At 65.0% G+C, this 24,326-nt stretch carries 32 protein-coding genes; 15 read left to right on the top strand and 17 right to left on the bottom strand.

Annotated features, from left to right (window positions below):
- Positions 1-23 precede the first annotated feature (23 nt).
- Both NJ1_RS06745 and NJ1_RS38810 read right to left on the bottom strand, forming a co-directional pair.
- Positions 24-776: a dienelactone hydrolase family protein gene (locus tag NJ1_RS06745; RefSeq protein WP_067688969.1), complete on the bottom strand. Its 753-nt coding sequence runs from the start codon at positions 774-776 to the stop codon at positions 24-26.
- Between the two features lie 125 nt (positions 777-901).
- A complete protein-coding gene (locus tag NJ1_RS38810) occupies positions 902-1,057 on the bottom strand; it encodes a hypothetical protein (RefSeq protein ID WP_157573804.1) in 156 nt (51 codons plus the stop codon).
- 378 nt (positions 1,058-1,435) lie between these two features.
- On the opposite strand from NJ1_RS38810, the gene NJ1_RS06735 reads away from it, so the two are divergent.
- Together NJ1_RS06735 and NJ1_RS06730 are read left to right on the top strand one after the other, a co-directional pair.
- On the top strand, positions 1,436-2,665 hold the full coding sequence (locus NJ1_RS06735) for an acyl-CoA dehydrogenase family protein (protein ID WP_067688965.1): 1,230 nt from the start codon (positions 1,436-1,438) through the stop codon (positions 2,663-2,665).
- A gap of 32 nt (positions 2,666-2,697) precedes the next feature.
- Complete coding sequence (locus tag NJ1_RS06730) at positions 2,698-3,429, top strand: SDR family oxidoreductase (RefSeq protein ID WP_067689229.1); 732 nt, start codon at positions 2,698-2,700, stop codon at positions 3,427-3,429.
- A gap of 37 nt (positions 3,430-3,466) precedes the next feature.
- Here the strand turns inward: NJ1_RS06730 and NJ1_RS06725 are convergent, their stop codons facing one another.
- Positions 3,467-4,414: a glycosyltransferase family 2 protein gene (locus tag NJ1_RS06725; RefSeq protein WP_169813102.1), complete on the bottom strand. Its 948-nt coding sequence runs from the start codon at positions 4,412-4,414 to the stop codon at positions 3,467-3,469.
- Positions 4,415-4,883: 469 nt separating this feature from the next.
- Between NJ1_RS06725 and NJ1_RS06720 the strand changes: the two genes are divergently transcribed.
- Both NJ1_RS06720 and NJ1_RS06715 read left to right on the top strand, forming a co-directional pair.
- Entirely contained in the window at positions 4,884-5,297 is a 414-nt protein-coding gene (locus NJ1_RS06720) for a VOC family protein (protein WP_067688959.1), read from the top strand.
- 205 nt (positions 5,298-5,502) lie between these two features.
- A complete protein-coding gene (locus NJ1_RS06715) occupies positions 5,503-5,973 on the top strand; it encodes a hypothetical protein (protein ID WP_218025138.1) in 471 nt (156 codons plus the stop codon).
- A 56-nt stretch (positions 5,974-6,029) separates the two neighbouring features.
- Here NJ1_RS06715 and NJ1_RS06710 read toward each other — a convergent pair whose 3' ends face one another.
- The 3 genes from NJ1_RS06710 to NJ1_RS38800 form a co-directional block, all read right to left on the bottom strand.
- Positions 6,030-6,254 carry a hypothetical protein gene (locus NJ1_RS06710; RefSeq protein WP_067688953.1) on the bottom strand — a complete coding sequence of 75 codons (225 nt, stop codon included), beginning with the start codon at positions 6,252-6,254 and terminating at the stop codon, positions 6,030-6,032.
- 121 nt (positions 6,255-6,375) lie between these two features.
- Complete coding sequence (locus tag NJ1_RS38805) at positions 6,376-6,909, bottom strand: hypothetical protein (protein WP_157573802.1); 534 nt, start codon at positions 6,907-6,909, stop codon at positions 6,376-6,378.
- Between the two features lie 632 nt (positions 6,910-7,541).
- Positions 7,542-7,955: a hypothetical protein gene (locus NJ1_RS38800; RefSeq protein WP_157573801.1), complete on the bottom strand. Its 414-nt coding sequence runs from the start codon at positions 7,953-7,955 to the stop codon at positions 7,542-7,544.
- A gap of 331 nt (positions 7,956-8,286) precedes the next feature.
- Between NJ1_RS38800 and NJ1_RS38795 the strand changes: the two genes are divergently transcribed.
- From NJ1_RS38795 to NJ1_RS06685, 4 genes are all read left to right on the top strand, one after another.
- Complete coding sequence (locus NJ1_RS38795; protein WP_157573800.1) at positions 8,287-8,595, top strand: hypothetical protein; 309 nt, start codon at positions 8,287-8,289, stop codon at positions 8,593-8,595.
- A 61-nt stretch (positions 8,596-8,656) separates the two neighbouring features.
- The gene (locus NJ1_RS06690; RefSeq protein ID WP_067688940.1) at positions 8,657-9,133 is read left to right on the top strand and encodes a LapA family protein; all 477 of its coding nucleotides are present in this window, start codon (positions 8,657-8,659) and stop codon (positions 9,131-9,133) included.
- Between the two features lie 21 nt (positions 9,134-9,154).
- The gene (locus NJ1_RS39675; RefSeq protein ID WP_169813101.1) at positions 9,155-9,310 is read left to right on the top strand and encodes a DUF6131 family protein; all 156 of its coding nucleotides are present in this window, start codon (positions 9,155-9,157) and stop codon (positions 9,308-9,310) included.
- A gap of 69 nt (positions 9,311-9,379) precedes the next feature.
- Positions 9,380-10,294: a 2-hydroxyacid dehydrogenase gene (locus NJ1_RS06685; RefSeq protein ID WP_067688937.1), complete on the top strand. Its 915-nt coding sequence runs from the start codon at positions 9,380-9,382 to the stop codon at positions 10,292-10,294.
- 41 nt (positions 10,295-10,335) lie between these two features.
- On the opposite strand, the gene NJ1_RS06680 is transcribed toward NJ1_RS06685, so the two are convergent.
- Entirely contained in the window at positions 10,336-11,040 is a 705-nt protein-coding gene (locus NJ1_RS06680) for a RibD family protein (RefSeq protein WP_067688933.1), read from the bottom strand.
- Positions 11,022-12,341: an NsdA family TPR-like regulatory protein gene (locus tag NJ1_RS06675; protein ID WP_067688930.1), complete on the bottom strand. Its 1,320-nt coding sequence runs from the start codon at positions 12,339-12,341 to the stop codon at positions 11,022-11,024. Before NJ1_RS06675 ends, NJ1_RS06680 begins: the two co-directional genes overlap by 19 nt.
- Before the next feature lie 245 nt (positions 12,342-12,586).
- Here NJ1_RS06675 and NJ1_RS38790 point away from each other — a divergent pair, with 245 nt between their 5' ends.
- Genes NJ1_RS38790 through NJ1_RS38780 form a run of 3 tightly spaced genes read left to right on the top strand, consistent with a single transcriptional unit; the run spans position 12,587 to position 13,357 of the window.
- Positions 12,587-12,760: a hypothetical protein gene (locus NJ1_RS38790; protein WP_157573799.1), complete on the top strand. Its 174-nt coding sequence runs from the start codon at positions 12,587-12,589 to the stop codon at positions 12,758-12,760.
- Positions 12,761-12,762: 2 nt separating this feature from the next.
- The gene (locus NJ1_RS38785; protein ID WP_157573798.1) at positions 12,763-13,011 is read left to right on the top strand and encodes a hypothetical protein; all 249 of its coding nucleotides are present in this window, start codon (positions 12,763-12,765) and stop codon (positions 13,009-13,011) included.
- Between the two features lie 7 nt (positions 13,012-13,018).
- Positions 13,019-13,357, top strand: a complete 339-nt coding sequence (locus tag NJ1_RS38780) for a hypothetical protein (RefSeq protein WP_157573797.1) — start codon at positions 13,019-13,021, stop codon at positions 13,355-13,357.
- Between the two features lie 25 nt (positions 13,358-13,382).
- Here the strand turns inward: NJ1_RS38780 and NJ1_RS06670 are convergent, their stop codons facing one another.
- The 4 genes from NJ1_RS06670 to NJ1_RS06655 form a co-directional block, all read right to left on the bottom strand.
- Positions 13,383-13,595 (bottom strand): hypothetical protein, encoded by a 213-nt coding sequence (locus NJ1_RS06670; RefSeq protein WP_067688927.1) that lies wholly within the window; start codon positions 13,593-13,595, stop codon positions 13,383-13,385.
- A gap of 36 nt (positions 13,596-13,631) precedes the next feature.
- Entirely contained in the window at positions 13,632-14,393 is a 762-nt protein-coding gene (locus NJ1_RS06665) for a MerR family transcriptional regulator (RefSeq protein WP_218025137.1), read from the bottom strand.
- A gap of 70 nt (positions 14,394-14,463) precedes the next feature.
- A complete protein-coding gene (locus NJ1_RS06660) occupies positions 14,464-15,060 on the bottom strand; it encodes an Rv1733c family protein (RefSeq protein ID WP_157573796.1) in 597 nt (198 codons plus the stop codon).
- Between the two features lie 208 nt (positions 15,061-15,268).
- Positions 15,269-16,450, bottom strand: a complete 1,182-nt coding sequence (locus NJ1_RS06655) for a cytochrome P450 (protein WP_067688918.1) — start codon at positions 16,448-16,450, stop codon at positions 15,269-15,271.
- Between the two features lie 162 nt (positions 16,451-16,612).
- Here NJ1_RS06655 and NJ1_RS06650 point away from each other — a divergent pair, with 162 nt between their 5' ends.
- Together NJ1_RS06650 and NJ1_RS06645 are read left to right on the top strand one after the other, a co-directional pair.
- A complete protein-coding gene (locus tag NJ1_RS06650; RefSeq protein WP_067688916.1) occupies positions 16,613-17,314 on the top strand; it encodes a hypothetical protein in 702 nt (233 codons plus the stop codon).
- 449 nt (positions 17,315-17,763) lie between these two features.
- Positions 17,764-18,222 carry an SRPBCC family protein gene (locus NJ1_RS06645; RefSeq protein WP_067688913.1) on the top strand — a complete coding sequence of 153 codons (459 nt, stop codon included), beginning with the start codon at positions 17,764-17,766 and terminating at the stop codon, positions 18,220-18,222.
- A gap of 92 nt (positions 18,223-18,314) precedes the next feature.
- Here NJ1_RS06645 and NJ1_RS06640 read toward each other — a convergent pair whose 3' ends face one another.
- Positions 18,315-18,917: a DUF6907 domain-containing protein gene (locus NJ1_RS06640; protein WP_067688910.1), complete on the bottom strand. Its 603-nt coding sequence runs from the start codon at positions 18,915-18,917 to the stop codon at positions 18,315-18,317.
- A 436-nt stretch (positions 18,918-19,353) separates the two neighbouring features.
- Here NJ1_RS06640 and NJ1_RS06635 point away from each other — a divergent pair, with 436 nt between their 5' ends.
- Positions 19,354-20,118, top strand: a complete 765-nt coding sequence (locus tag NJ1_RS06635) for an MmyB family transcriptional regulator (RefSeq protein ID WP_067689226.1) — start codon at positions 19,354-19,356, stop codon at positions 20,116-20,118.
- On the opposite strand, the gene NJ1_RS06630 is transcribed toward NJ1_RS06635, so the two are convergent.
- Positions 20,072-20,887: an alpha/beta fold hydrolase gene (locus NJ1_RS06630; RefSeq protein ID WP_067688907.1), complete on the bottom strand. Its 816-nt coding sequence runs from the start codon at positions 20,885-20,887 to the stop codon at positions 20,072-20,074. The two genes, NJ1_RS06635 and NJ1_RS06630, sit on opposite strands and share 47 nt — an antisense overlap.
- A gap of 109 nt (positions 20,888-20,996) precedes the next feature.
- Entirely contained in the window at positions 20,997-21,890 is an 894-nt protein-coding gene (locus NJ1_RS06625; protein ID WP_067689223.1) for a 1,4-dihydroxy-2-naphthoyl-CoA synthase, read from the bottom strand.
- Positions 21,891-21,939: 49 nt separating this feature from the next.
- On the opposite strand from NJ1_RS06625, the gene NJ1_RS38775 reads away from it, so the two are divergent.
- Positions 21,940-22,290 (top strand): hypothetical protein, encoded by a 351-nt coding sequence (locus NJ1_RS38775; protein ID WP_157573794.1) that lies wholly within the window; start codon positions 21,940-21,942, stop codon positions 22,288-22,290.
- Positions 22,291-22,713: 423 nt separating this feature from the next.
- Here NJ1_RS38775 and NJ1_RS06615 read toward each other — a convergent pair whose 3' ends face one another.
- Positions 22,714-23,754 (bottom strand): NAD(P)-dependent alcohol dehydrogenase, encoded by a 1,041-nt coding sequence (locus NJ1_RS06615; RefSeq protein WP_067688901.1) that lies wholly within the window; start codon positions 23,752-23,754, stop codon positions 22,714-22,716.
- Between the two features lie 80 nt (positions 23,755-23,834).
- Positions 23,835-24,326, bottom strand: a 492-nt coding sequence (locus NJ1_RS06610; RefSeq protein WP_084477819.1) for a DUF5615 family PIN-like protein, incomplete at its 5' end; no start/stop codon positions are given.

Below are 24,326 nucleotides of genomic sequence, written 5' to 3'. Positions count from 1 at the left end.
ATGACGATCACCGGCGCGTCCCCTCACAGGTTTCGGTCGAAAAGGGCGAGCAGTTCCTGCCAGTGCCGGGCGTCGCCCTCGGGGTGATAGCGGCTGGTGTCGGCCTGGGTGTAGCCGTGGCCCGCACCCGGGTAGACGTCGGCGCGGAAGGTGACCCCGGCCTCGGTGAGCGCGGTGTTCAAGCGCTCGATCTGCTCCGGAGGCAGCGACGGGTCCTCGTCCGCGTGGCCGAAATACAGTTCGGCGGTGATTTTGCCGGCGAGCAGGTGCGGACTGTCGGGAGCGTCGGGGGCGAGCTGACCGCTGTGGAAGCCCGCGGCCGCCGCTATCCGATCCGGATAGTGCGCCGCGATCAGCAGCGCGTTCCGCCCGCCCATGCAGTACCCGGTCACACCGACCCGGTCACCGATGGTCAGCGGCGACGCCGCCAGCCAATCCAGGTAGTACCCCGCGTCCCGCACGGCCTGCTCAGCGGTGAACGACCGGATCAGCTGGCCGATTTCCGAGAAGATCGTCGTGGTGCTCATATCGATGAACTCGGGCAGCGGCACCAGCGGTGCGCGCCCGCTCCGATAGAACAGGTTGGGGAGCAGCACGGTGTACCCGTGCGAGGCGATCCGCCGCGCCATGCTCTCGAGCTGCGGGCGAAGCCCGATGCCGTCCATCAGCATCAGGACACCCGGATACCCGAGCCCGTCGTCCGGACTCGCCAGATAGGCGTCGGCGACGCCATCCGCGGTGGGCACCTCCACCGCCACACCATTCACCGAACTCACACCAGTACCTCCTCGTAGACGTTCCCGAAGTGCTGCTCACCGCGCCACGAACAGTGCCGCGACCGCGCGCGGGAACACGCGGTCGCTGAGCACAACTCATACCCGGCCGGGCTTCTTCCGCATTTTCAGACCCTATCGACGTCGGCACTGACACCGACGCCGACCGTACCGCCGATGAATGCCTCGCCCAGCGCGAAGCCCTGAGCCGCACGCCACGGCGAGGTCTCGATATCGAGGGCCAGGGTGCCGCCGCTCCACAGCCGACCGGCGGTGGCGAGCACGCTCCACGGGGCGGGCAGAATCCGCGGATCGAGCGCTCCGTGATCTGTCTGCCGCCTCCGTGGTGAGACCCCGACGCCGGTGCCCACAGGATGTCGAGTCGATCGATGACGTCCGTCTGGGCGGTCCCACTGGAGCTGCAGGCGACCGGTACCGCCGATAGTGCGGTGCCCGCGAAAGTGGCGAGCGCCCGGCGCCGAGCGAATGTCCTCCACGATGCACGCACCGCTCCTGCTGAACGGCGATGTGATCGGGCCGATTCTAACGGTATCGCCGGATTCCCTTGGGCTCGGATACTTCGGCATGGACACGACGGCGGTCGGCGCGCGGGCCACGCCCTGCCTCGGAGTACGAGCGGACCCGACCCAGGGAGAGCACCGATGACCAGTACCGCACAACCCGTCACCGGATACGACACCGTGATAGCCAGCACCACCTCACCGCGCTCGGCGTCGAGTGCTCCCAGCGCGTATTTCACCGACGAGGATTACCGGCGATTCCACGCCCGTGCCGCCGGATACGACGCCGAGAATGCCTTCTTCATCGAGGATTTCGAGGAACTGCGCGCCGTCGGATACCTACGGGCCGCCGTCCCTGCCGAATTCGGTGGTCGCGGTCTGACGCTGTCCGAACTTGCCAGGGAACAGCGGCAACTCGCCTATTGGGCGCCCGCGACCGCACTCGCGGTGAACATGCACCTGTACTGGACCGGGCCTGCCGCTGCGCTGACCGCCTCGGGCGCACAGGATCTGACCTGGCTGCTGTCCTCGATCCGCGACGGCCAGGTGTTCGCAGCCGGTCACGGCGAGCGCGGAAATGATGTGGGACTTGATGATTCGGTGGTACAGGCCGTACCGCAGCCCGACGGCTCGTACCTGGTGAACGGCCGTAAGACCTTCACCTCGCTGTCCCCGGTGTGGGACACCCTCGGCATCCACGCCCGGGACGACTCAGACCCGGCGAATCCCGCGATCGTGCACCTGTTCGTCGCCCGCGACCAGCCGGGCATACGCACCGAGGACACCTGGGACACCCTCGGGGTGCGTGCGACTCGCAGCGACGACACGATCCTGGAGAACGTGCGAGCCGAGGCCGCCACGGTCGTCGGACGCCACGCGCCGGGCGCGCCCTATCCCTCGTACATCAACGGGATTCTCGGCTGGTACCTGCCGCTGGTGTCCAACGTCTACTTCGGGATCGCCCGCCGCGCACTGGATCTCGCGATCGAGAGCGCTCAGACGCGCGCCTCGCTGATACCGGGCGTCGCCGGCCATGCCGCGAAACCAGCGATCCAGCGGCAGATCGCCGAAGCCGAAATCCAGCTCGACGCGGCTTTCGCCCTGCTCGAAACCGCGACCCGCGACGCGGACGCCGGAATCGACCACGGCGCGTGGGCGGTCCCGCGCCTGTTCGCCGCGAAGGAGTTCACCACCCGCACCGCCAAACAGGTCGTCGATATCGCCGTGCAGGTGGTGGGAGCGTCCTCGGTGAGTCGCCGCAACAAACTCGAACGCCTGTACCGCGACGTGCGCACCGGCCAACTCCACCCGCCGAACACCGATGCGATTCTCGACGTCATCGGTCGCACCGCGCTGGGTCTATTGCCGTGACCGACGCGGGCTCGGCCGCACGGACTCGGCCCTTGAACGAGCAGGTCGCCCTCGTGACGGGAAGCTCACGCGGGATCGGGCGGGCGATAGCCGAGCGGCTCGCCACGCAGGTCGCGGCGGTGGTCGTGAACTATCACTCGAACGCCGACGACGCGGCGCAGGTCGTGAAGACGATCCAGGCCGCAGGCGCGGACGCGGTGGCCGTGCGGGCCGATATCGGGGACGTCGCGCAGGTGCGCGGGTTGTTCGATTCGGCCCATGAGCATTTCGGTGGTCTCGACATCATCGTGCACAATGCCGCGACGGCCTCCTTCGGACCTCTCGCCGAGGCCACCGACGACGACTTCGACCTGATCTTCACAGCCAATGCGCGAGCCACCTTCCTGGTACTGCGCGAAGCGGCCACCAGAGTCCGCGAGGCGGGCCGCATCGTCTTCGTCTCCTCGGGAGTCACCGCGACCCACCGCCCCGGCACCGGCCTCTACGCCGCCGGAAAGGCGGCGGGCGAACAGCTCGTTCGGGTGCTGGCCCGCGAACTCGGCTCCCGAGCGATCACCGTCAACAGCGTCCTGCCGGGCGCGACCCGAACCGAGGCACTGGCAACCTCCGGCGATCCCACGATGATCGAGCAGGTCGCGGCACTGACTCCTCTCGGCCGCATCGGCGAGCCCGCCGATCTCGCCGATATAGTCGGATTCCTGGTCTCGCACGATGCCCGCTGGGTCACCGGCCAGTCGCTGCACGCGGGCGGAGGGTTGTTCTGAGGAGTTGGTCTCGGGCCGACCGTGCGTCTGAAAGGTCTCACTTGGAGCGCAGTGCACGCTTGGCCGACTGTGCCCGCCGCAGCCCGCCGGGAGCTACCGTCAGCGCCGCGAAGACGATCGCGGGCTTGAGCGCGAATCGCTGGCGCAGCGCGAGGCGGACCTGCTCACGCGCGGACACCGCATCGGAGCCGGACAGCGCTTCCCGCGCCTTGCCCATGGCCTGGTGAAAGCGGATATCGCGCAGCTTCTCCCGCACCGCGGCGCGGACCGCCGGATCGTCGGTCAGCTCTTCGATCCGGGTGAACGCCGACTGGAAACTGTCCTGATAGACGCGGTGCACCGCCGGATCCTCGGGCACGGGGTAGCCCGCCAGGGTCTCCGGAAGCACCCGAATGTCCTTACCCTGCGCGAGCATTCGCGCGAACAGCATGAGACCTTCGACGGTCGGCAGATCGACGGGGTACCCGCCGTCGGCATGCCAGGTGGCCGCGCGCACCGCGGCCGAGTAATAGAGCACCGAGCCCGAGACGAACTCCGCGAGCGTCACCGGATGATCGAATCCCGGCTCGGCGGTGACTCCGCCCTCGCTCCGGAATGTTCGCAGGCTCGTACCACCGTCCTCGGTGAATCCGACGGCATCGACCGTGACGACGTCCACCTCGGGGTGTTCCCGCAGCAGCGCGACCGTCCGCTCGCAGAACTCCGGCATCAGTCGGTGATGAGCCCGCACCACCGTGTAGATCTCACCCCTGGCCGAGGCCGCCGCATGATTCACCCCCGCCCCGAAGCCCCGGCTCTCCCACCGCGACACCCGAATTCGCGCATCCCCGTACCCCTCGACCACCGCCTGCGCCCCACCGATCTCGTCGATGACGATCAACTCCCACTCCTGGAACGTCTGCGCCCGAACCGAGTCGATCAACTCCCCCAGTCGCGCCCCGGCCCCCTCGACCACGGTCAGAATGCTGAACACCGGCTGAGCCATCGCGTGAACCTCGTATCCGTCTACGGCCGACATCGCAGTGGGTGGCGCGCGCACCGCCCCGAACCCCTGCCGAATCCTAACCGCACCACGCTGCGCGGACGCCTCGAATGCTTCCCCGAGCCGGTTCCGCCTCCGGCCACGAATCGACTTGCGTTACTGCGGATTACACAGTCGACGCTCGCTGCGGCGAGTCTCAGCCTCCGAGCGCGGTGACTCGCGCCGCGAGCGTTGCCGGACTCACCGCGATTCCCTGCACACCGTGTTTCGTCCGCACAGCGGACAGTTGCCGTCGGGGATTGCTCTCCTGTCACCGCAGGGTGTTCGCACGGCTCTCGACCGTCCCCACTCGTGCTCTCACTCCATGCCCCGCGTTCTCGCAGGGATTGTCGTCGGCACCGCATTCGCCCCGGGAAACGGTTCGATTGCCACTGCCGGGTTTAGTGGGCGACGGATCGGCAACCCGAAGTTCATGATCGGAAACCTTCGTTCGGTGGTGCTCGACTGCAAACATCCGGCAGAGCTGGCGCGCTTCTACCGGAAACTCCTCGGAGGCACGGTCGAGGACGAGGACGCGGGATGGTCGGTACTGACCGATCCGCAGGGGCTACGGTTGGCGTTCCAGCTCGCACCCGACCACGAGCCACCGAAGTTTCCGGATACCCGAGGATCCCAGCAGATCCATCTCGATATCACGGTCGGCGATATCGAGCTCGCGGAGCCAGATGTGCTGCGACTCGGCGCCACTCGTGTGAAAGAAGCCGTCGGCGAGGACCGATTCAGGGTCTACCGCGATCCCGCGGGGCACACGTTCTGCCTGGTGTGGGGTACCGAGGCCAACACTCGCGGCATCGTTCCGGACGGGCCCTCCGCGCAGTCGCTGTAGAGCGCGGTTTCGGCATCACAGTCGAGCGGAGCGCGCAGTCGTAATGCAGGTTCGCGCCCACCCCGATTCATTCTGAAAATGATGTCGGTCACTTGGGATACGCTGCGCCAGTCCCCTTGACACACGGGGATTTTCGACAAGAGAAGGAAGTATCACCATGTCGGTCTTCGCTCGTTCGACAGTCGGTATCGCCGCGGTTGCGGCGATGGGGGTGGCCACCATCGTCTCGGCTTCGACCGCATCAGCAGATATATCCGTTGCCACATCGTCGGCCTACTGCGTCGGGACGGCGTACACGGTCACGCTGCCCGCCGCCGACGCTGCCGTGTTGCAGGCGCAGGCCCCGGGCTTCTTTCAGTTCTCGTTCTACGACTATTCGTATGTGACGCAGCTGAATACGCACATCACCGACGTCAAAACCTATGTGGCAGGCAAGGATGTCACGCTGCAGTGGACGCCGACCGGCACCGGACAGCACCAGATCACCGCCGTCGCATCCTTCGACCCGTACAGCTACGCGCCGAAGATCTTCGGGTCGGCGATGATCGATGTCGTCCAGACCGCTCCTTCCGGAGCGAGTTGCGCACCGCCCCCCACGCCCTCCGGCGGAACGGGTAGCGCGAGCTCGATTCCGGTGATCGGTGGTCTCCTGAGCAGTCTGTCGGCACAGAAGTAGCACGGCGACGCACCACAGCCCTCGGCACTTCAGGTAGCCGAGGGCCGTGGTGCCGGTCAGAAGAGGGTGTCGGAGGAAGAGTCGGGGTTCGGGCGCAGCCGGTCACCGGTCTCGGCCTCTACCTCGACGGCGTCCAGGATCGTGTCGATCCGATCCTCCAGTGTCCCGGCGCGGGCCACCAGTTCGACGCTGTCAGGGTGAGTGAGGGTCTCGGCCTCGAGTTTCCGGTAGACGCAGGACAGCGCGGATCGCAAGTCCTCGAGCTCGTTCCCTGATTCCACGAGAGGTCACCCTACCGAGGAGATGTGGCCTGGCGATGACACCCACACGTCGGCCGAGATCGACGGGCAGTCAGTCCCGCCCAGTATTCGAACACCCTCTGATCGCCTCGGCGTCACGCCGTCATCCCTCAGGGCTGAATACCTCTACCGAGCGGTCGATGTATAAAGCTCGTGCCGCCAGGGCATCTCTGGCCAGTGGCCCGAGCACTGCGAGCCACTCCTCCCGAGTTCTCACCCCGGGATCGTCGTTCTGCCAGTCGATAAGCTTCATCGAGTACTTCATCACCGCGGCTTGCAGATCACGCGTGATGCCCGTCAACACAGCCGGACCAGCCAATTGGACCGATGCTGTTGTCTCGTAGTAGTCCGTCCAGGCCCGCATGTGGTCGGCAAAAGCGTTGTTCCTACGGTCAAGCGAAGCAGATGGTGCGGACAACGCCTCACCGAGCTCTCGTGCACAGTCGACGAAACGATTCACCTTCGTCAAGAACGCCACATGCGCGTCGTACTGCCGATCCCGCAGCGCACTCCTGCGTTTGTTCGTGGCATCAGCCCGCTGACCACGCAGATTCAGCCAGTTCACCGCGAACGTGGCAGCTCCGCCGACCAATGCGCCGAGTAGCCCGAAGACACCTGCCGTGATGCCGGAACCCATACCCCGCACATTAGCCTGTGCCCCAACACCTTCCAGCCGATTCCGACCGCAAACCACAGCACCTGACTCATCGGCTTGTTTTGCTCGAATGCATAGAACCCGTGCACGGACTGCGCTTCCAATCCGCTTTCGAGTCTGTCGAGTCGGATCCGTTGCCGACTCCTGCGGTGCGATCGGTGAAGAATGCCAGTGGGTCAGCTGGGCACACCCAGCCGCCACACATCGCCCCCTCAGGCCGTACTCCCTGGGTCCACCTGTACGACATCGCGGTGTCGTGCATCGGCGAGGCAATCATCGTGTCGTTTCGATGGCGACCCGACGACACCGTGAGCGCACGGCGATATCTGTTGCCGCTCACCACGACCCAGACCGACACCTTGACCGGAGCCGATGAACTCATCACCCGGCTCGATCTGTTTCTAGACTCTGGGACCTGGCAAGCACAGCACACATACCCCATCGGGAACCACACCATCGCGATTGTGATCCCCGAGCGAAGAACACCGGCAACGCACCAGCGCTGAAGATCGGTACACCGGCAACTGGGCCGGTCCGAGGCCAGGGCGGATCCCATCAGCACGTTCGCCGGTCGCGCTACCAACATGAATATCTACTGCGCGCGAATCAGCGGATTAATGAGTGAGCTGCCACACGAGGTTGCCTCGCAGGCGCCCGTTCTGAGTTCTGGCGCATTCGATCGGCCGGCCTTCGTTGTCGATCCACTTTTCGCCTTCGCCGAGGCAGGCGTTGCCGGGCTTGACCGGAATATGGGGGTCGACGGGGAGTTTCTCGTTCGCCGGCCACCACACATACGCGTCGGTGCGTTTCATCTGGACGCAGTAGACCGTCTGTCCATCCGCCGTCTCCGCGACGGTCTGGGTTGGCGCATAGGTCGAGGCGCAGTAGTCGCCGATAGTGACGGAGGGCTGCCGGGTGGGTGCCGGGGCATGGTCGCCGCTGCTCCTGGTGGGAAGTGCCGCGGCGATTGGGCTGCCGAAAAGTAGCGCAAGCGCTGCGATGCCGGCAATGTTGACTTTCCTGTTCATAGCAGGTCCCGTTCGTGAGCTGATGTTCCTGGTCTGACGACCATGCAATCGCCGCAACGAGAAGGGTGTTAGCTGCTTGCTCGCGGGAGGCACAGAATGTCAGCTGATTGGCGAAGGACAGTCGTGGGCTATCGCAGGCGAGGGAGCACGCGCGGGTCGCCATCAGCGTTGTCTGGTGGGCGTTACGGGACGCGGCTTCGAGTTTGGAGCTGGCAGGTGCCGGGCTGTTCGGAAGAGGACCGTTGAGGCGAGGCCGAAGCCACCAAGTCGGAACCCCACCGGTCTGACCGAAACCACATCAGGAGAAGGCTCCTCCTCGAGGATCGTAGCGGTGGTGTTCGCACAGGTAGTTCCGACCACGTCGGTGCGTCATCGCGACAGTTCACCAGCGGCTAACCCGGACTCACCGACGCCTGACCGAGCATGCCGCGGTCGCGACCTGATCCTCGACGGTCAAGGATCCGAACGGCACACGTTCGTCCGACCGCAATGCAGGCTCCACGTCGCGAACCCGACCGCAGATTTGATGCGCGCGGTGCCGATGCAGCTGCCCCTGTTCGATGTGCTGGTGGCCTACGGGGCAGAGGCCGTCGGCCAGTCGAGGAGCGAAACGCCGCACGAACTCAAAAACACGCCGTGACCGGGAGGACATCCTGTCGTCCTGCCGGTTTGAGTGTCCAACCGGGGGGCATTGCCGGAACATGTTCATCATCATCGGGCTCATCGCCCTCCTCGGTGCGGTTGCCGTGGGGGTGGCCGGGATCCAGGCCAACAGCGGCGACAGCCATACGCTCACTGACGGATTCACGGTGTTCGACCACACCTACAGCGGGTCTTCGGGCACGCTGTTCGCCTACGGGATTCTGGTCGGCGCCATCGGCACCTGCGGGCTCATCATGCTGCTGGCAGGAACCTGGAGCAGCTCACGGCGCGGCATGGCCGCACGCCGCGAACTGCGGCAGTCGCGTCGCGAAATGGCCGCGGCGCGAAAGGAACTCGATACGACCACGGTGGCGGCTCGGCCTGTCGAGAAGCCCGTGGTGGCGCCCGCGCCGAAGCCTGTGAAGGCTCCGACGGCACCACCGGTCGCGGCGGCGACCGACTCCAAACCCACCTGGTCGTTCAACCGCTTCATGAACCGCCAGAGTCCGCCGAAGGCGCAAACCCTCTCCAAGTAAATCTCACGCTAGGAATGCATCATGGTTGTTCTCGGACTCGTTCTGCTCGTCATCGGCTGGTTGGTCGGCATCCCGATCCTGACCACCATCGGAATCATCGTTCTGATCGCAGGTCTGGTGCTGTGGGCACTGGGCTCGGCCGGGCGCCCCATCGGCGGCCGTCGACACTATTACTGATTGCTCTGCCCCATCGCGCGATCCGGACACCCGTGACCGCCGATAGGCCCGTCCGCTAGCGTCGCACCCATGACGGTGACAGTGCTGGTTCCGGATGACTACGGCCTATCGGCGGTCTCTCGGCTTCCGGGAGCGCGCGCGGTGCGTTTCACACCGGGAGACCCGCTCCCTGTCGGGGCCGACGAGGCCGAGATCCTGGTACCCGGATTCCTCGTCGGCCCCGACGCGGTGCGGATGGTCTCGGCGCTCCCGAAGCTGCGTTTCGTCCAACTGCTCACCGCCGGGGCCGAGTCCTGGGTGGGGAAACTGCCCGAGGGCGTGGCGCTGTCCATCGCGCGCGGCGCGCACGGGGCCAGTACCGCCGAATGGGCGCTGACCGGATTGCTCACGGTCTACCGGGAGTTCACCGAATTCGCCACCGCCCAACGCGAGCACCGATGGATCCAGCATCAGACGGATTCCCTGCACGGCAAGCGGATTCTGATCGTCGGCGCGGGCAATCTCGCCGACGAAATGCGGCGCAAGCTCGAACCGTTCGACACCGAGGTGAGCGTGGTGGGCACCCATGCCCGCGAGGGCGTGCACGGTGTGGACGAACTCCCTTCTCTGCTGGGCGATTTCGATGTCGTCGTACTCGTCGTCCCGGTCACGAGCCAGACCACCGGCATGGTCGACGCCGCGTTCCTGTCCCGCATGTCCGACGGCGCGATCCTGGTGAACGCGGCCCGCGGTCCGGTCGTTCGCACCGAGGACCTGCTGACCGAACTCCAAAGCCGCCGTCTGCGTGCGATTCTCGACGTCACGGACCCCGAACCCCTGCCGCCGAGCCACCCCCTCTGGGACGCCCCCGGACTGCTGTTGACCCCACACGTCGGCGGCAGCAGCCGAGGCAGTCGACAGCGCGGGTGGGCGATCGCGACCGAAGAGATCGGGCGGTATCTCGCGGGTGAGCCACTGCAGAATCTCGTACGCGGCGAGTACTGAGCCCTACGCGAGGCCATCCGAGAATTGAACGCCCACGACCGCTACTGACCGGAAGGCGTCGTGCTGGTGCGTTTGGGGCGGTAACGCAAGACCACCACGTCATCCAAAGGGGTGCAATCGACCAACTCGAGCCGCCGGCGCGATCCACCGGGGAATGCGCCGGGGTTTACGAATCGAGGTGCATCGATCTGACCGATCAGAAGGGGTGCGATCGCATAGCGCAGCTCATCAGCGAGCCCTGCTTCGAGAAACGCGGTGTGGATATGGGTTCCGCCCTCGACGATGAGCTGCTCGATTCCACGTCGGCCCAGATCCTCCAGGAGCGTTCCCCAGAAGTCGAGATCGGCGATCGCGACAACGTCTGCCACGCTATCGAGCGTGTCGCCGATCGACTCGGCACCATCGACAGTTGTGTAGACAATCGGCCGACCCGCTTCGACGTGGTGATGGAACATCCGAGCATCCGGTGAGAGATTCCCAGTGCGAGTCACGGTGACCTTCAACAGATTCGCCGGTTTCCCTGCGGCCACCCGTGCATCTCGCCGTTCTTGGCTCCTGAGCCACAGTCTGGGGTCGTCTCGCCGAACCGTTTCAGCACCGATCAGGATTGCATCGGACTCCGCACGCAACTGGTCCACTCCGTCGAAGTCACTCTCGTTGGAGAGGTACAACCGTTCAGGAATGGTGTCGTCGATGTAGCCATCGAGGCTGACAGCGACGGAGAGCACTACGTTGGGTCGGACCACTCCTGCGCCTTCCAGGTCGCGAAGGCGTCCTGGAACTCCGCGACGCCCGGTTGGGTACTGGCAGCATCGATCATGCCTGACAAGTGCCGAACCTTGTGCAGGATGCGCGCCGACCCCGTTCCCACTCCGATCCGCAACGCCTCGAGCCCTGACGAAGTTGCGGGTTCGATCTCTCCAGCATTCATGTGGGCCACCGCGGCGCGAGCGAGATAGACCCCTTTGTCGCGCGGATAGCCCGGTTGCATGCGGGACATCGCGTCTGCGAACCGAGCTGTCGCACTGCCGAATTCACCGATCTCAGCGAACGTATGCGCCTGATGTACATCGATGTACGAGTCATCCAGGAACATCCCCCACTTCGGATCATTGTCGGCCCGTTCGACGATTGCACGGGCGTGATCGTAGGTGCGCGCGCTTGCGGCATGGTCGTGATCCAGCGCCAGCGCGTGAGCGCGAAACGTCGAGGACGCCGCAGCGAAGAGTGAATCATCCGGCGCAGTACGTTGTGCGGCGGCGGCCAATTCCTCGGCCTCTTCGCCGTCGCCCCGGTCACACGCCAACTGACTCATCCGCACCAGTGACAGGCCGATGCAATAGTCGTCCGCCAACTGATGTGACCACTGCAGCGCACGTGCGGCCCAGAACTGGGCGTTGACGAAATCTCGCTGATCCTGAAACTGCCACGCGGCAGTCTCGGCAAACATGGCACACATTCGCAGAATGCCCTCGGGGTCACCGACTTTGGACCGCTTGAGTTGAGCCAGCAGATCGAGAGCACTTATCACGTGTGGCAGGGTGTGCGCTGAACCGTAAATATTGTCGGACTCGATCAGCGACATCCTCAACGAGTCGAAATGCTTTACGTGGTCGATCTGAGCGTTCGCGAACATCCCCGCGAATGCCTTCTGGGCCAACGAGAGTCCCACCGATGCCTTGTTGCTCGATACGGCGGCCCACACAGTACCGACACCGATTCCGGTGACAAAGCTTCGTCGAGGTAGTGAAACGAGAACGACCTCCCCGGTCACGGTGCGAGCTGGGACTACGACACAATCATCAGCGTCCGCACCCAGGGGAACGGCGGGTTCGACAGCCTCGGTGTTCGACGTCGCCTCGGACTCGCGCAGCGCCTGAAAGCGCTGTAAGACAGCAGAATTCGCGGCCGCAAGCCTCATGTCCATGCGCGCGGCGTAGTCGCTGCTCAGCGTGATGGTAGCCCCACGACGCTCCCACTTCTTGACGCTGTCGATCGAGACGCCGACGAACTCCGCGAACGGTCCTTGCTTGAGCCGCAACGCCATTCGAAATGCCTTGGTTTCAACGCCTGTCCACCGAGCACAAGTAGCCATCGGCTTTCCCCTTACCGACTCCGTGGCGCGAGGGTACCCGCGCAGTACACCTCCGGTCACTTCTTTCTACGGCTGACGGCAACCACAGTGGTAAGTAGCACCCGGACACCGGACTAACCCGCCTTATCCCATCGCGGCGGGACCAACACTGGTGCCGGGTGCACTCCGTACCGCGCAAGGACCTGGAGGCACCCGACATGGAAATTATCCTCGCAATCGCTCCCCTCGCGCCAGCAGCAGCACTGGCCGGACTGGATATTCGTCGGCGCAACGTCGACATGCGTGCATCACGACTCACCGTCGCCGATGTCCGAGCCCGACTCGCGAGCGAAGCAACCGTCGCCAACACGCCGATTCACCGGGGCTGGTGAGGATGGCACTCACCGAACCAGAACTGAAAGTGCTCGCAACCCTCTCGATGCTGAACCCGAGCCAATCGCTCAGTGTGGAAGAGATTTGCGGCGCAGCCGGATTCGCGGAGCAAGCCGTCCGGCATGCGCTACTTCGCCTGTCCCGCAGCGGATTGATCATCAACTCGACAGTCAGCGCTTCTCGATGGAAACCGACAGACCGCGGCCGGCGCGTCACTCGACAACCCGTCTACCGCGACTACGCGAGCTGAGCCACTGATGACGGACGACCACCATCGGCACCGCCCATGGGAAGCCGAGGCTGAAGGTCGAGCAGAGCCCTGCAACACCTTCTCAGCAGCTTCGCAAACGGTCGAATGTGGGCACCGAGTATGGGCTCTCCTGAACGGCGGACTGGCAGTCGCCGCGGCGGCGGGTGCCACGGGTATCGAGCATCTGATCCTGCAACTCCTGCGGGATCCATCTGCGATCCCTGTTTCTCAGTTTCGGGCGATGGGACTGGATCCGAGCACGGTATTGACGAGGCTGGCAAGGCTGAGCGAGTCCGTCGGCAAGGACGACGACAACCGCGACAGCGTCAGCAATACCGGCGACTGACGCGACCACACAGAGCCTCTCCCCCTCACGAATCAACGCTGGTAACGCCGGGCCGGCCCGTCGTCCGGCGCAACCTGATGAAGGTGAACACGCCCTGCACGACGACCGCGATCGCCAGCGCCGACACCACTCCGGTGGAGACCGTTCCGGCGGCGAGCAGCACACCGCAGACGAGCAGGCCGAGCGTCAGGGGCAGCATCGAGGCGAGTGCCACCAGCAGGCGGGAACGGTTGTTCATGGGGCTCCTTCGTTGCGCGACAGATGATTTCGTTGGTTACGCGGAGCGGGCACGGTCGAGGTAGTCCGCGAGTGCACGCCATTCCTGGGTGGGCGCGGCGGGATCGCCGGACATCGCGGCGGGGTCCGCACGCCAGGCCGCGCGCACTCCCGCCGAGAGCCGGGGATCGCCGCCGCTGAACAGCGCGCTCAGCTCGTCCAGCCGGCGTACGAGTCGCCGAACTCGCTCGTCGGAGGGATCCACGCCCTCGGCTCGGAGCCGTTCGGCCCTGCGGTAGAGCTCCGGCCATTCGATCTCGAGCAGGTAGTGCCGCGCGGGCCCGAGTTCCTGTGCCGCTTGCCCCAGCCGCCCCTGCTGATCGACATCCAGATACCGGCTCAGCACCTGTTCGCTCGCCGGGCCCGCGCCACCGATAGCCCCTAGAGCGTGCAGCAGCGTCGCGGGTGTCGCGCCCTGATCGCTCGACAATTCGGCGCCGAGCAGCACCAGCTTCCGCCGCACCGACTCCAGCGCGGCGAGAGCCGCCTCGACACCGCGCAGGTGATCATCGACGACCCGATCCGGACCGACGCCCGCATCCAGGCACAGCACGATCGACTCCAGCGGCAACCCCAGACTCCGCAGCGCCAGCACCTGATACAGCCGCACGAGATCATCCCGGGTGTATTCCCGATACCCGCCCGACGTGCGCCGGGACGGACTCAGCACGCCGATCGCATCCCAATGATGCAGCGTCCGCACCGTGACTCCGCTCGCCTCGGCGAGCGGGCCGACCGTCCAGCCTCCAGAATCGTTCACCTGCCCACCATGCGCCCTCACGCCGCGTCAGGGTCAAGCAGCGGGTCGAATGCCGACCGAACCGGGCCGACTATTGCGAGTCTTTACCGATCGGGCGGTTGATCGACTTCCATTCGCGTTCCCAGTGGGCGTTGCGACGGGCGTCCAGGACCGAGGCAGTGATCCACACGGCAGCCGCTGCGGCACACCAGCATTCGATGAGGATCGCGATTCCGGTGCCGATACCTTCGGCGGCCGCGGAGCCGGGACGGGCGGGTTCGGCGGTCGGTCTGCCGTCCTTGCCGATCCAGAGGGGAACCGCGGCTCCCGGCACCTGCGGGCCGGTGACCTCGACCACCGCGGTCTCGGTGCGGCCGTCGACAACCCACTCCACGGGAGCCTGATACCGATCCGGTGGTACCCGCATCCGGTCCGACTCGAGCATGCGCTGCGCATCCGCTGTCACCGTCGCGGTGATGTGCGACTTCCCAGCATCCTGTGCCGTGATCCGATCCACGGCCCCGGTGTAACTCACCGTCCCGATCGCACCCGCCATCGGAATCGCGATGGCCGCCAACAGCACCGCGAGCGCCCGGACCACCACCTCGAACCGATCCGACACGCGCATCAGCGGACTGGTGTTCCACGGCCGCGCCTGCCACAGGCGCATCGGCAATGATGTACGCACCGACACCTGGACCGCCTCTCTCCACGGCGTCGCCCTACCGACTACATCGGTAACAGTACCCATTCTGATACGCCTGTAACCGGGTAAAAGTCAAGGTCGAGCGACCTTAACCCCGCACGCGGCCTTCGGGTTCCGGTTTGTCCAAATTTGCGTCGTACGCAGCGACCGACGCCCGCCGTCCGTCGAACAGCGCACGCCGGCACCCCGGTCAGTCAGCTCGCGCCGTGAAGCGGATGGGCAGTGTGGCCGGACCGTACATATGAAATGCCGTGACCGGCTGCCACGGCTCGGTGCCCGCAAGTTCGATATCACACGCTCTCTCGAAAAGCACTGTTAGCCCAATCTTCGCTTCCAATCGGGTGAGCGAGGCACCCAGGCAGAAATGATTGCTGTGACCGAAGGCGATATGCTGATTCGCCCTTCGCGTGATATCGAACCGTTCGGGCTCGTCGAATTGCTTCGGGTCACGGTTCGCCGAGCCGATCATCACGAGCACCGTCTTGCCGGCCGGAATCATCTGCCCGTGCACCTCGACGTCGCGTGCGGTCCATCGGAAGACGATCTGAGCCGGCGACCGATAACGTAATACCTCTTCGATCGCATTCGGCAACAGATTTGGTTTCGACTGCAGTAGTTCGAATTGATCCGGATTCTCCAACAGACAGAGAAGAGTATTCCCGATGAGGTTGGTGGTGGTCTCGCTCCCAGCCGCCAGAAGAAGGTGGAAGAAGTCGAAGATCTGCGCGTCCGTCAACCGCTCTCCCTCCACTTCGGCTTCCAGAAGCGAGCCGATGACGTCGTCTCGCCGCTCGGACTCAGCGCGGCGCGCGGCGAGCATGGCGTGGAAGTAGCGCCGCATCTCGTCCTTTACCCGCGTCAGTTCCCGCATCGCCCTGATGGCCGCGTCGCCGCCGGTCACGATGGCCGACATGTTGACTGTCACCTCGGTCCAGTCCTTGAACTGCGGGCGGTCCACCTCAGGAACGCCAAGCATCTCCGCGATGACCGTCATCGGGAGCGGCATCGCGAAGTCCTCGACAAGGTCCATCTCTCCACGAGTCGGCACCCGGTCCAAGAGATCGCGCGCCAATCTGTCGATGCGCGCGTGGAGAGAGGACACCAGCCTCGGCGTGAACGCCGGCGAGACCAGGGCACGCAACTTCGTGTGACGGGGTGGATTCTGGGAAATAAGCATCTCGTCGAAGGTTCCGCCCGACGGCTGCCCGGAGCTGAAGATCTCAGGGTGGGTGAGCACCATTTTCACGCCTTCGTAATCGAAGACACTGAACATATCGAGCTCCGGATCGTACAGAAGCGGGGAGCTGCTTCGAATTTGCTGATAGAGCGGATACGGGTTACGGCGCATTTCAGGGGAGAAAGCATTCGTCATGAGGTTGTGTTCTCCAGTCTTGCATTCGGCAAATATTCACAAAACACCAGCCGTGGCTCGCTTCTACAGGAAGCCCTACTCGGAGCAGCCTCCCGGGATGAATTTAACCCCTGATCCGAAATCAGGGGTTCCTTTTCACCTGCGATCCAATACTCTTCGGGAGTGCACTCAACACGCTGGACCGACTCCACCACCGAGTGGGACGACGACCCGCCACCAGAGCTACCGATCGTCAACCCGTACGCGGTCATCGCACTGGTCGCGGCGTTGCTACTGCTGTTCCCGATCGCCATCGTTTTCGCTCTCATTTCGTTCACCTACCCGCGCGGACGCGGAATGGCCGCCTGGGCACTCATCCTCGGATGCCTCCAGCTGGGTACCGTGGCGACGATCGTCCTGGTCGGCGGCAACGCGTTGAACGAGCTGTCCTCCACGTTCAGCGCGGCATCGAGCCAGTCGACCACTCACACCACGCAGTCTCCGACCGCCCTCGAAACAAGGCCCCCCGCAGTGCCTTTCAGCGCGGAAACAGCACCGGAAACCACCGCGCCATCCGCCACCACGACCGCACCCACCCGCCCGGCCAACCGCTCGCCCTGCAGTGAGCCGCTCGCGATCACCACCGGCGCCGACGGCAACGCGATGGTGTGCTCGGGTGGTGGCGGAGTTTCTCGACCCGTATGGCAGACCACCGGAACTCCGCTCCAGCCCGGCATTCACGACGAAGGCGACACCTGCAACCCCTCCACCACAACACAATTCGGCCAGAACAGCGCCGGCCACGTGGTCCAATGCCTGAATCCACAGGGCCAGCCCGGACTCGGCAGCAGCGGCACCTGGACCACCGACGTGAACGCCGGCTGACGCACCTGTGGTGATGAATGAGATTTCATTTGTAAAACCGTTGCCGGTCTGCGGGTATCGATAAGTTGTGCTCTCGAATCCGGTATGTCAAGATCGGTTCCGTCGACTCGGGGGGAAGTACGTCGGAGGAAGTCGGCGATCCGCATCAGCGCATCCACTCGCAGTCACTCATGTGTATCTGGAGGCTTACTTCCCATGTCCTGCCGCAGTTCGCTCGTCACCGTGCTGGTGATCACCACGACATTATCTGTGGCACACAGTAACTGACACTCGGGATATCGCACATACTGCGTCCCGGCATCGAGTTGTCGACCACTCGTACCGTTGTCGTACGGCGGTCGAATTCTTTACACACGCCCAGCGCATTCGACGCGATACACATCAAGCACGTCGGCCCTCGCACACCGGGGTCGATTCCGTCCTCCACCAACATATTTCAAGGAGCTGCCATGGGCGCGATACTGCTGAGCCGGGATGTCCCCGGAACACCGGATTCCCTGTTCGACACCATCATCTCCCCCTCGACCTGGGAACTCTGGTTCGGAATCCACCGCGACCTCATCGGTCAACCACCCGAGCGTTTGAGCGTCGGATCCACCGTCACTTCCGAGATTCTCATCAAAGGAATGACCGACGAAGTCGAGTGGACCGCCACACATCTGGACGAGCCCAACCGAATCGTGTTGCGCGGCAACGGTCGCACCGGCCTGCGATGCGATTTCACCTACTGGCTCCAACCCGCCGATGTCGGCACCACCCTCACGGCGGGCATCACCTTCGCGGGCCCGCTCATCACCGACCGGATCACCAAGATCCTCGAGGAACAAGGCTTCCTGGAACTGGACCGCACCCTGACCCAGCTCGCCGAAATCGCCTGCGCGATGCGTGAATACGACGCACCGCACTGACCTTCGCCCGCGCACTCGTACGACGTACCCGCCGACACGACCGGCGCATCCGGCCGGATGTGGGTGAAGGTGGCGCGCCGGCCGTCGGGGCCTCACGCACAGCACAGGTCATCCGCGACGTTCAGCAACGCCGCGGCGAGTCGACGTGCCTGCGGGCCGGTCAACTCGGTCACGGTGTCGTTCCACACGGTCAGGCCAACCGACACCTGACGGCGTCGGCGAATATCTTTGGCACACAAGCGAACCTGCACATCCGCGCCCGAGAGTTTCGGGCCCGCGACAGGCACCGCGCAGACGGGTCCGCCGTGCCATCGGTCAGCCGAGGGGTCGATGGCTTCGTCGTGCTGTTCGCACCATGACGGGCAGCATTGCGGCGGGCACGTCCGGACCGTGCACTTGTCCGCGTCCCAGGAATCCCCGCCCGCGATCAGCACGTCGGCGACCTGCCGAGCCTGGGCGAGGGTCAGCTCCGCGTGCTCACGACTCGGCATCACCAGATCGATCCAGCTGACCCGCACACCATGGCGGTCGTGGGCATTGGCCTGCACAAAAACGACGGGAATGGTTGATTGCGTGGGCATGTCGAGCAGCACCGGAAGCTCCTGGCCGCCGTGGCGACCACCGTCGCCGGGTTCGGTCGGGTCCGGACTCTCGTGCTCGACACACCAGCGCGGGCACGGCAAGACTGTGGTCACTTCACTCAACCCCTGTGCATATCCGTTCAGTGAGGGCTACGCCCCCTTCGCGCAACCCTCACGGCAGAACCCCGCCTGTCGGCAACCAGCATCCGACCGGCATACCCGCCGAAACCACCAGAGTCGCAACACAATACGCACTCAGCGCGGATCGCCCCGAATGGAGCGGTGCAATCAGACCACGTCAAGATCACAGCGGTAAAGACGTTCACGGCACGCTGAACAGAGGTACCTCTGCCCAGAGGTTGACCGAGATCGTGCGGGATCCGCACTGCTGCTTGCGCTTTGAGCGTGCGCAGACCCGCGACTACGCACGCCGTATCACCGTCCGGAGAGTAACGTGCAGCCCGTGAACGCCGGCTACACATCGGGGGGAGCCGCGGTCGGTCAACTGCTCGCCCCCAACCTCGCTGATTTCGTCCGTACGCACCGCACGATGCCGCGACATCCGACGCATCCCCGCGGTTTCAGCCGCCCCGCGCTGGCCGCACTCTGTGACGTCAGCGCCAGCTACATCGCCCAGATCGAGCAGCGGGAGAAGCTGTCCCCGAGCCCCGAGGTGGTGGACGCGATCGCGCGAGCCCTGCACCTGACACCCGCCGAGCACCAGCACATGCACAATCTCGCGGAGCCCAAGACCTCAGGTCCGCGCACCCATGCGCCCATGCCGGTCGCACAGATGCGTGAGCTGATCACCGAGGACCTCTACGCCACCGCTACCGATCTCGCACCGCATCTGTCCGGCTATGTCGATGAACGATGGAATGTGCTGTGGGCCAACGAGAGCTACAGCCGGGCGTATCCCCGACTGATGGAAGTGGTGAACATCCTGATCTGGTTCTTCCTGGTCCCGGAAGCACCGCGGGTGATGATGGAGTGGGAGGACGAGGCCCGGCTGACGGTCAACTGGTTCCGCTGGCACATGGGCAGATACCAGAACCCGCAATGGGCACTCGACCTGCTCGGACGGCTCAGCTCGTGCGAGCCGTTCCGAGCCATGTATCTGGCCGAGCGGGTCGATTTCGAGCGGCATCAGCCGCTGATGCACCTTCGCGACCCCGACACCCTCGAGCCGTACAGCGTGCGCGTTCAGATCACCGATATTCCCGGCGTCGACGCACCGTTCCAATGGTTCATCGGGATCCGATATCCCTTCAAGGGGCCACCGAGCTTGTTAGACGGGCCAGAAAGCCACCGATAGCGGCGTTCACGGGCTCCGGCGCGGTCCAGTTCGCCGCGTGACCCGCGCCCTCGATGGTGACCGCGGGGCCCGCACCCGGCAGGCCCTCGGCCAGGATCTCGGTCTTGTCCGCGGTGCTCGATTCGTCGAACTCACCGCGCACGACGAGTGCGGGACAGTCGATTTCCGCCAGTCGATCCAGCAGCGATTCCCGCTCGATCAGGCATTCGCCCGCCGAGCGAACGGCACCGCGGTCACCGGCTATCCACTTGGCGCGCCAGGGAGCCTGGTCCAGAGCCGTACCGCCGATCAACCCCGGCGCCAGCCCCTCGGCGAGCGTGGCGATCGGCACCTCCGGATTCGCCCAGGCGTCGAACAGCTGCCGGTACTCCCCGATCTGCTCGGGCGGTGACGAGCCCGCTTCGGTATCGAGCAGAATCAACGCTTCGACCCGCTCCGGCGCCAGCAATGCCGCGCGCAGGGCGGTGTAGCCACCCTGGGACATCCCCCCGACGATCGCGCGATCCACACCGGCCGCGTCCATGACCGCCAACAGGTCACGCGCGGAATCCCAGTAGGTGAACCGGCGATCCGGTTCGGCGACGGTGGCGCCGTGCCCGCGAGCGTCCCAGCACAGCACCCGGAAGCCCTGCGCCTCCAGGTATTCCACCTGCGGCGCGAACATCGACAGGTCCATGAAGAACCCGTGGGCCAGCACCACGGTGCGCTGGCCGCGCCCGCCGGAGTCGGTGTAGAAGACGCGGGCCTCATCGGTATTCACGTACGGCATTTCCGTAGCGTAGCGCCGGATTTGTACGGTTGTCGCGGCTCGATCACACTCTGTCCAGAGGTGGTTACGGGTCCGACAACCCTGCGAAAACGGCGGCGGCACAATCGGTTCAGAAGTACCAGGGGTAGGGCTTCCAATCCGGCTCACGCTTCTGCAGGAACGAATCACGCCCCTCGACCGCCTCATCGGTCATATACGCCAGACGCGTCGCCTCACCCGCGAACAACTGCTGACCGACCAGACCGTCGTCGGACAGATTGAACGCGTACTTCAGCATCCGGATCGCCTGCGGGGACTTGCCCAGAATCTCCCCGCTCCACTCCAACGCCACATTCTCGAGCTCGTCGTGATCGACGACCTCGTTCACCGCACCCATCAGCTTCATCTCCTCACCCGTATACGGGCGGCCCAGGAAGAAGATCTCCCGCGCACGTTTCTGACCCACCATCTTCGCCAGATACGCACTGCCGTACCCACCGTCGAAACTGCCCACGTCCGCATCGGTCTGCTTGAACCGCGCGTGCTCACGACTGGCCAGCGTCAGATCACACGTCACATGCAAACTGTGCCCGCCACCCGCGGCCCACCCGTTCACCAGCGCGATCACCACCTTCGGCATGAACCGGATCAGACGCTGCACCTCCAGAATGTGCAATCGCCCCGACCGCGCCGGATCCACCGTCTCGGCGGTCTCGCCCTCGGCGTACCGATACCCGCTACGACCTCGGATGCGCTGATCGCCACCCGAGCAGAACGCCCAGCCGCCGTCCTTGGCACTGGGCCCGTTCCCGGTCAGCAGGACCGCGCCGACATCCGAACTCATCCGGGCGTGATCGAGCGCACGGTACAACTCGTCGACCGTGTGCGGCCGGAACGCATTACGCACCTCGGGTCGATCGAAGGCGATCCGCACGGTGCCCTGATCGACATGGCGGTGATAGGTGATGTCGGTGAGGTTCTCGAACCCGGGTACGGGCTCCCACAGCTTCGCATTGAAGGTCACGGCACCCACCCTAGCCACAGCGGGAGAGAACGGAATAGAAACTCCCGCAGTGATATTCATCTTTGTCGCCTGTAAAGCATTGGTGTACACCATTGTTCAGAAAAGGCTCGTTGGACCGCTCGGACCGGCCATGCGTGACATCGCGAGAGGCTTTGTCCGGCAGGCAATGAGACAGCTATGCGGATGGATCCTCGAAATGGTCGGCGATCAGGTGCGCATCGATCGCCGACTCGACTCGTACTCGCCACCGTGGATTGTCCTGCGTCGTGTTCTCATCGTGGAACCACCCGCATCCACGGGCCGGGCAGTAGAACCGGAAGGTGCCGGCATTGTCTATCCGGCCTCCCGGGGTGATGTCTCTCCTGGCCAACCCGACGCCGCGGTGATCGTCGAGATCTGAAAAGTCTTCTCCCACGCCAACACTCGATCACAATCGGACATCAACCCGCCATTTGGAGACCGTGCGGTATTCAACATTGTGATTACGAACACGATCAAACCCACTGCCCCGGAGACGACACCCGACGATTTTCCGGACCGGAATTCGACGCTGATCTGCACTTGATCGGATGAGGACGATAGATAGGTCAATGGTTGTTTCGCTGTGTGCGCCAACAGCTCTCGCACATCGAGGGAACGGAGCACGTGCATCTCGCGACTGCGCGCCTTAGGCTTCGCCCCGGGTCGACTTGCCTACCCCTCCCGCAGCGTCGACCCACCGATCGGCGGACCGATCCGCCCCAGTGGGCGCTCGGCCTCCGAGAGGACGATGTCGCCGGGCTCCCCCCTTCGCCCGGCGGCATCACTCATCCTTCACGACCGTTCAGGGCACGATCACCGCACGGCCGCGCAGACTTCCCGCGGAAAGGCGGCGATAGGCTTCCGGAGCGTCATCGAGGCTGAATCGCTCGACCGCTATGTCCAGAACTCCCTCGTGCGCGAGGTCGATGAGTTCTATCAATTCGCTGCGCGATCCCCAGTACGGGGCGGCCACCGCGGCTTCGTAGGGACTGATGCCGAAAGCTACCCGCGCCGAGGACTTTCCGTCACCGAGGCCGACGATGGTGACATCGGAATCGATTCCGGCCACAGCCATCGCGGTGTCGATGGTCGGCTGGAATCCGACGAAATCCAGAACCACGCTCGCCCCCGCGGAACCGGTGATCTTGCGAACGTTCTTCGCCGCGTCCGCATCCGACAGCACAACTTCGTGAGCGCCCACCGATTTCGCGAATTCCAGCTTCTCGTCGCTGACGTCCAGGGCGATCACGCGGGCCGACGAGAGGTGCCGGAGCAACTGGATAGCGACATGGCCGAGCCCGCCGCTCCCGATCACCACGGCCCAGGAGCCGGGGCGAAGCTTGGCCGCAGAGCGTTTGATCGCGTGGTACGGAGTGAGGCCCGCGTCGGTGAGCGGGACGGTGGCGACGGGATCGAGGTCGCCGATCGGCACCAGATGGCGCGGAGAATCGACCACCAGATACTCGGCGATCGCACCGGGCGCACCGAGCCCCGGGGGAAAGATCCCCAATTGCGCGGCCCGCGAACAGTAGTTCTCGAGGCCCTGCGCGCAGAACCAGCACACCCCGCAGCCCCACGGTCCGTACACCACCACGTTGGTACCGATCTCGACTTCTCGCACGCCCGCACCGACCGCCGCGACCGTCCCGGCGCCCTCGTGCCCCAGCGTCAGCGGCAGTGGAAAACCGATCGCCTCGGCGGGCAGCGACATCACGAAATCGTCGGAGTGGCACACCCCCGCCGCGGTGACCCGCAGCAATACCTGGCCGGGACCGGGCTCGGGTGTGGGCACCTCACGCACCTGAGGCTCCGAACCCACGGACACATACTGCAATGCCTTCATCACGCTTTCTCCTTTCGGTCGAGCGACTCCGATCGCAGCCCCGGTGTGCCTTCGGGGCACACCGGGGCTGCGAGGGCGAGTCAGGCGTTGCGGAGAGGGAAGGAGCGGACGCGGATGCGTTCGCTGTCCAGTGCCACCAGCGCTCCGGATCCGAGGGCCGCGGCGATCACCGGGGTGCTGGCCGCGATCACCGAGGTTTGTTCGGCGATGTCCGCGCCCTCGCGGCGGAGCAGGAGAACGCTGGGGGCGGGAGAACCCGCCGCCAGCAGGTCGTCGAGGTAGCTGAGCTCGTTGGTGACCAGGACTCGGCCTTCGCGTTCAGCGAGGGTGAGGACCTGGGTGTTGTCACCGCCGAGAGCCCCCGCGTCGCGGACGTGGACCGCGTCGTAGCCCTCCGCACGGAGGTTGTCGGCCACTCGGGGGCTCAGGTTCTCGTCGATGAGGAAGCGGATTCCGATGGCCGCGGCCGGCGGCGTGCCGGTCAGGACGTCGGCGTAGGCGGCGTTCTGGGTGTCGGTGCCGCCCAGACGGTGAAATGCCTGCTCCAGCTGGGCGTCCGGGGCTCCGCCCTC

Source organism: Nocardia jejuensis NBRC 103114, from assembly GCF_001613145.1.
GTDB lineage: Bacteria > Actinomycetota > Actinomycetes > Mycobacteriales > Mycobacteriaceae > Nocardia > Nocardia jejuensis.
This window is presented reverse-complemented; position numbering and strand designations above follow the sequence as displayed.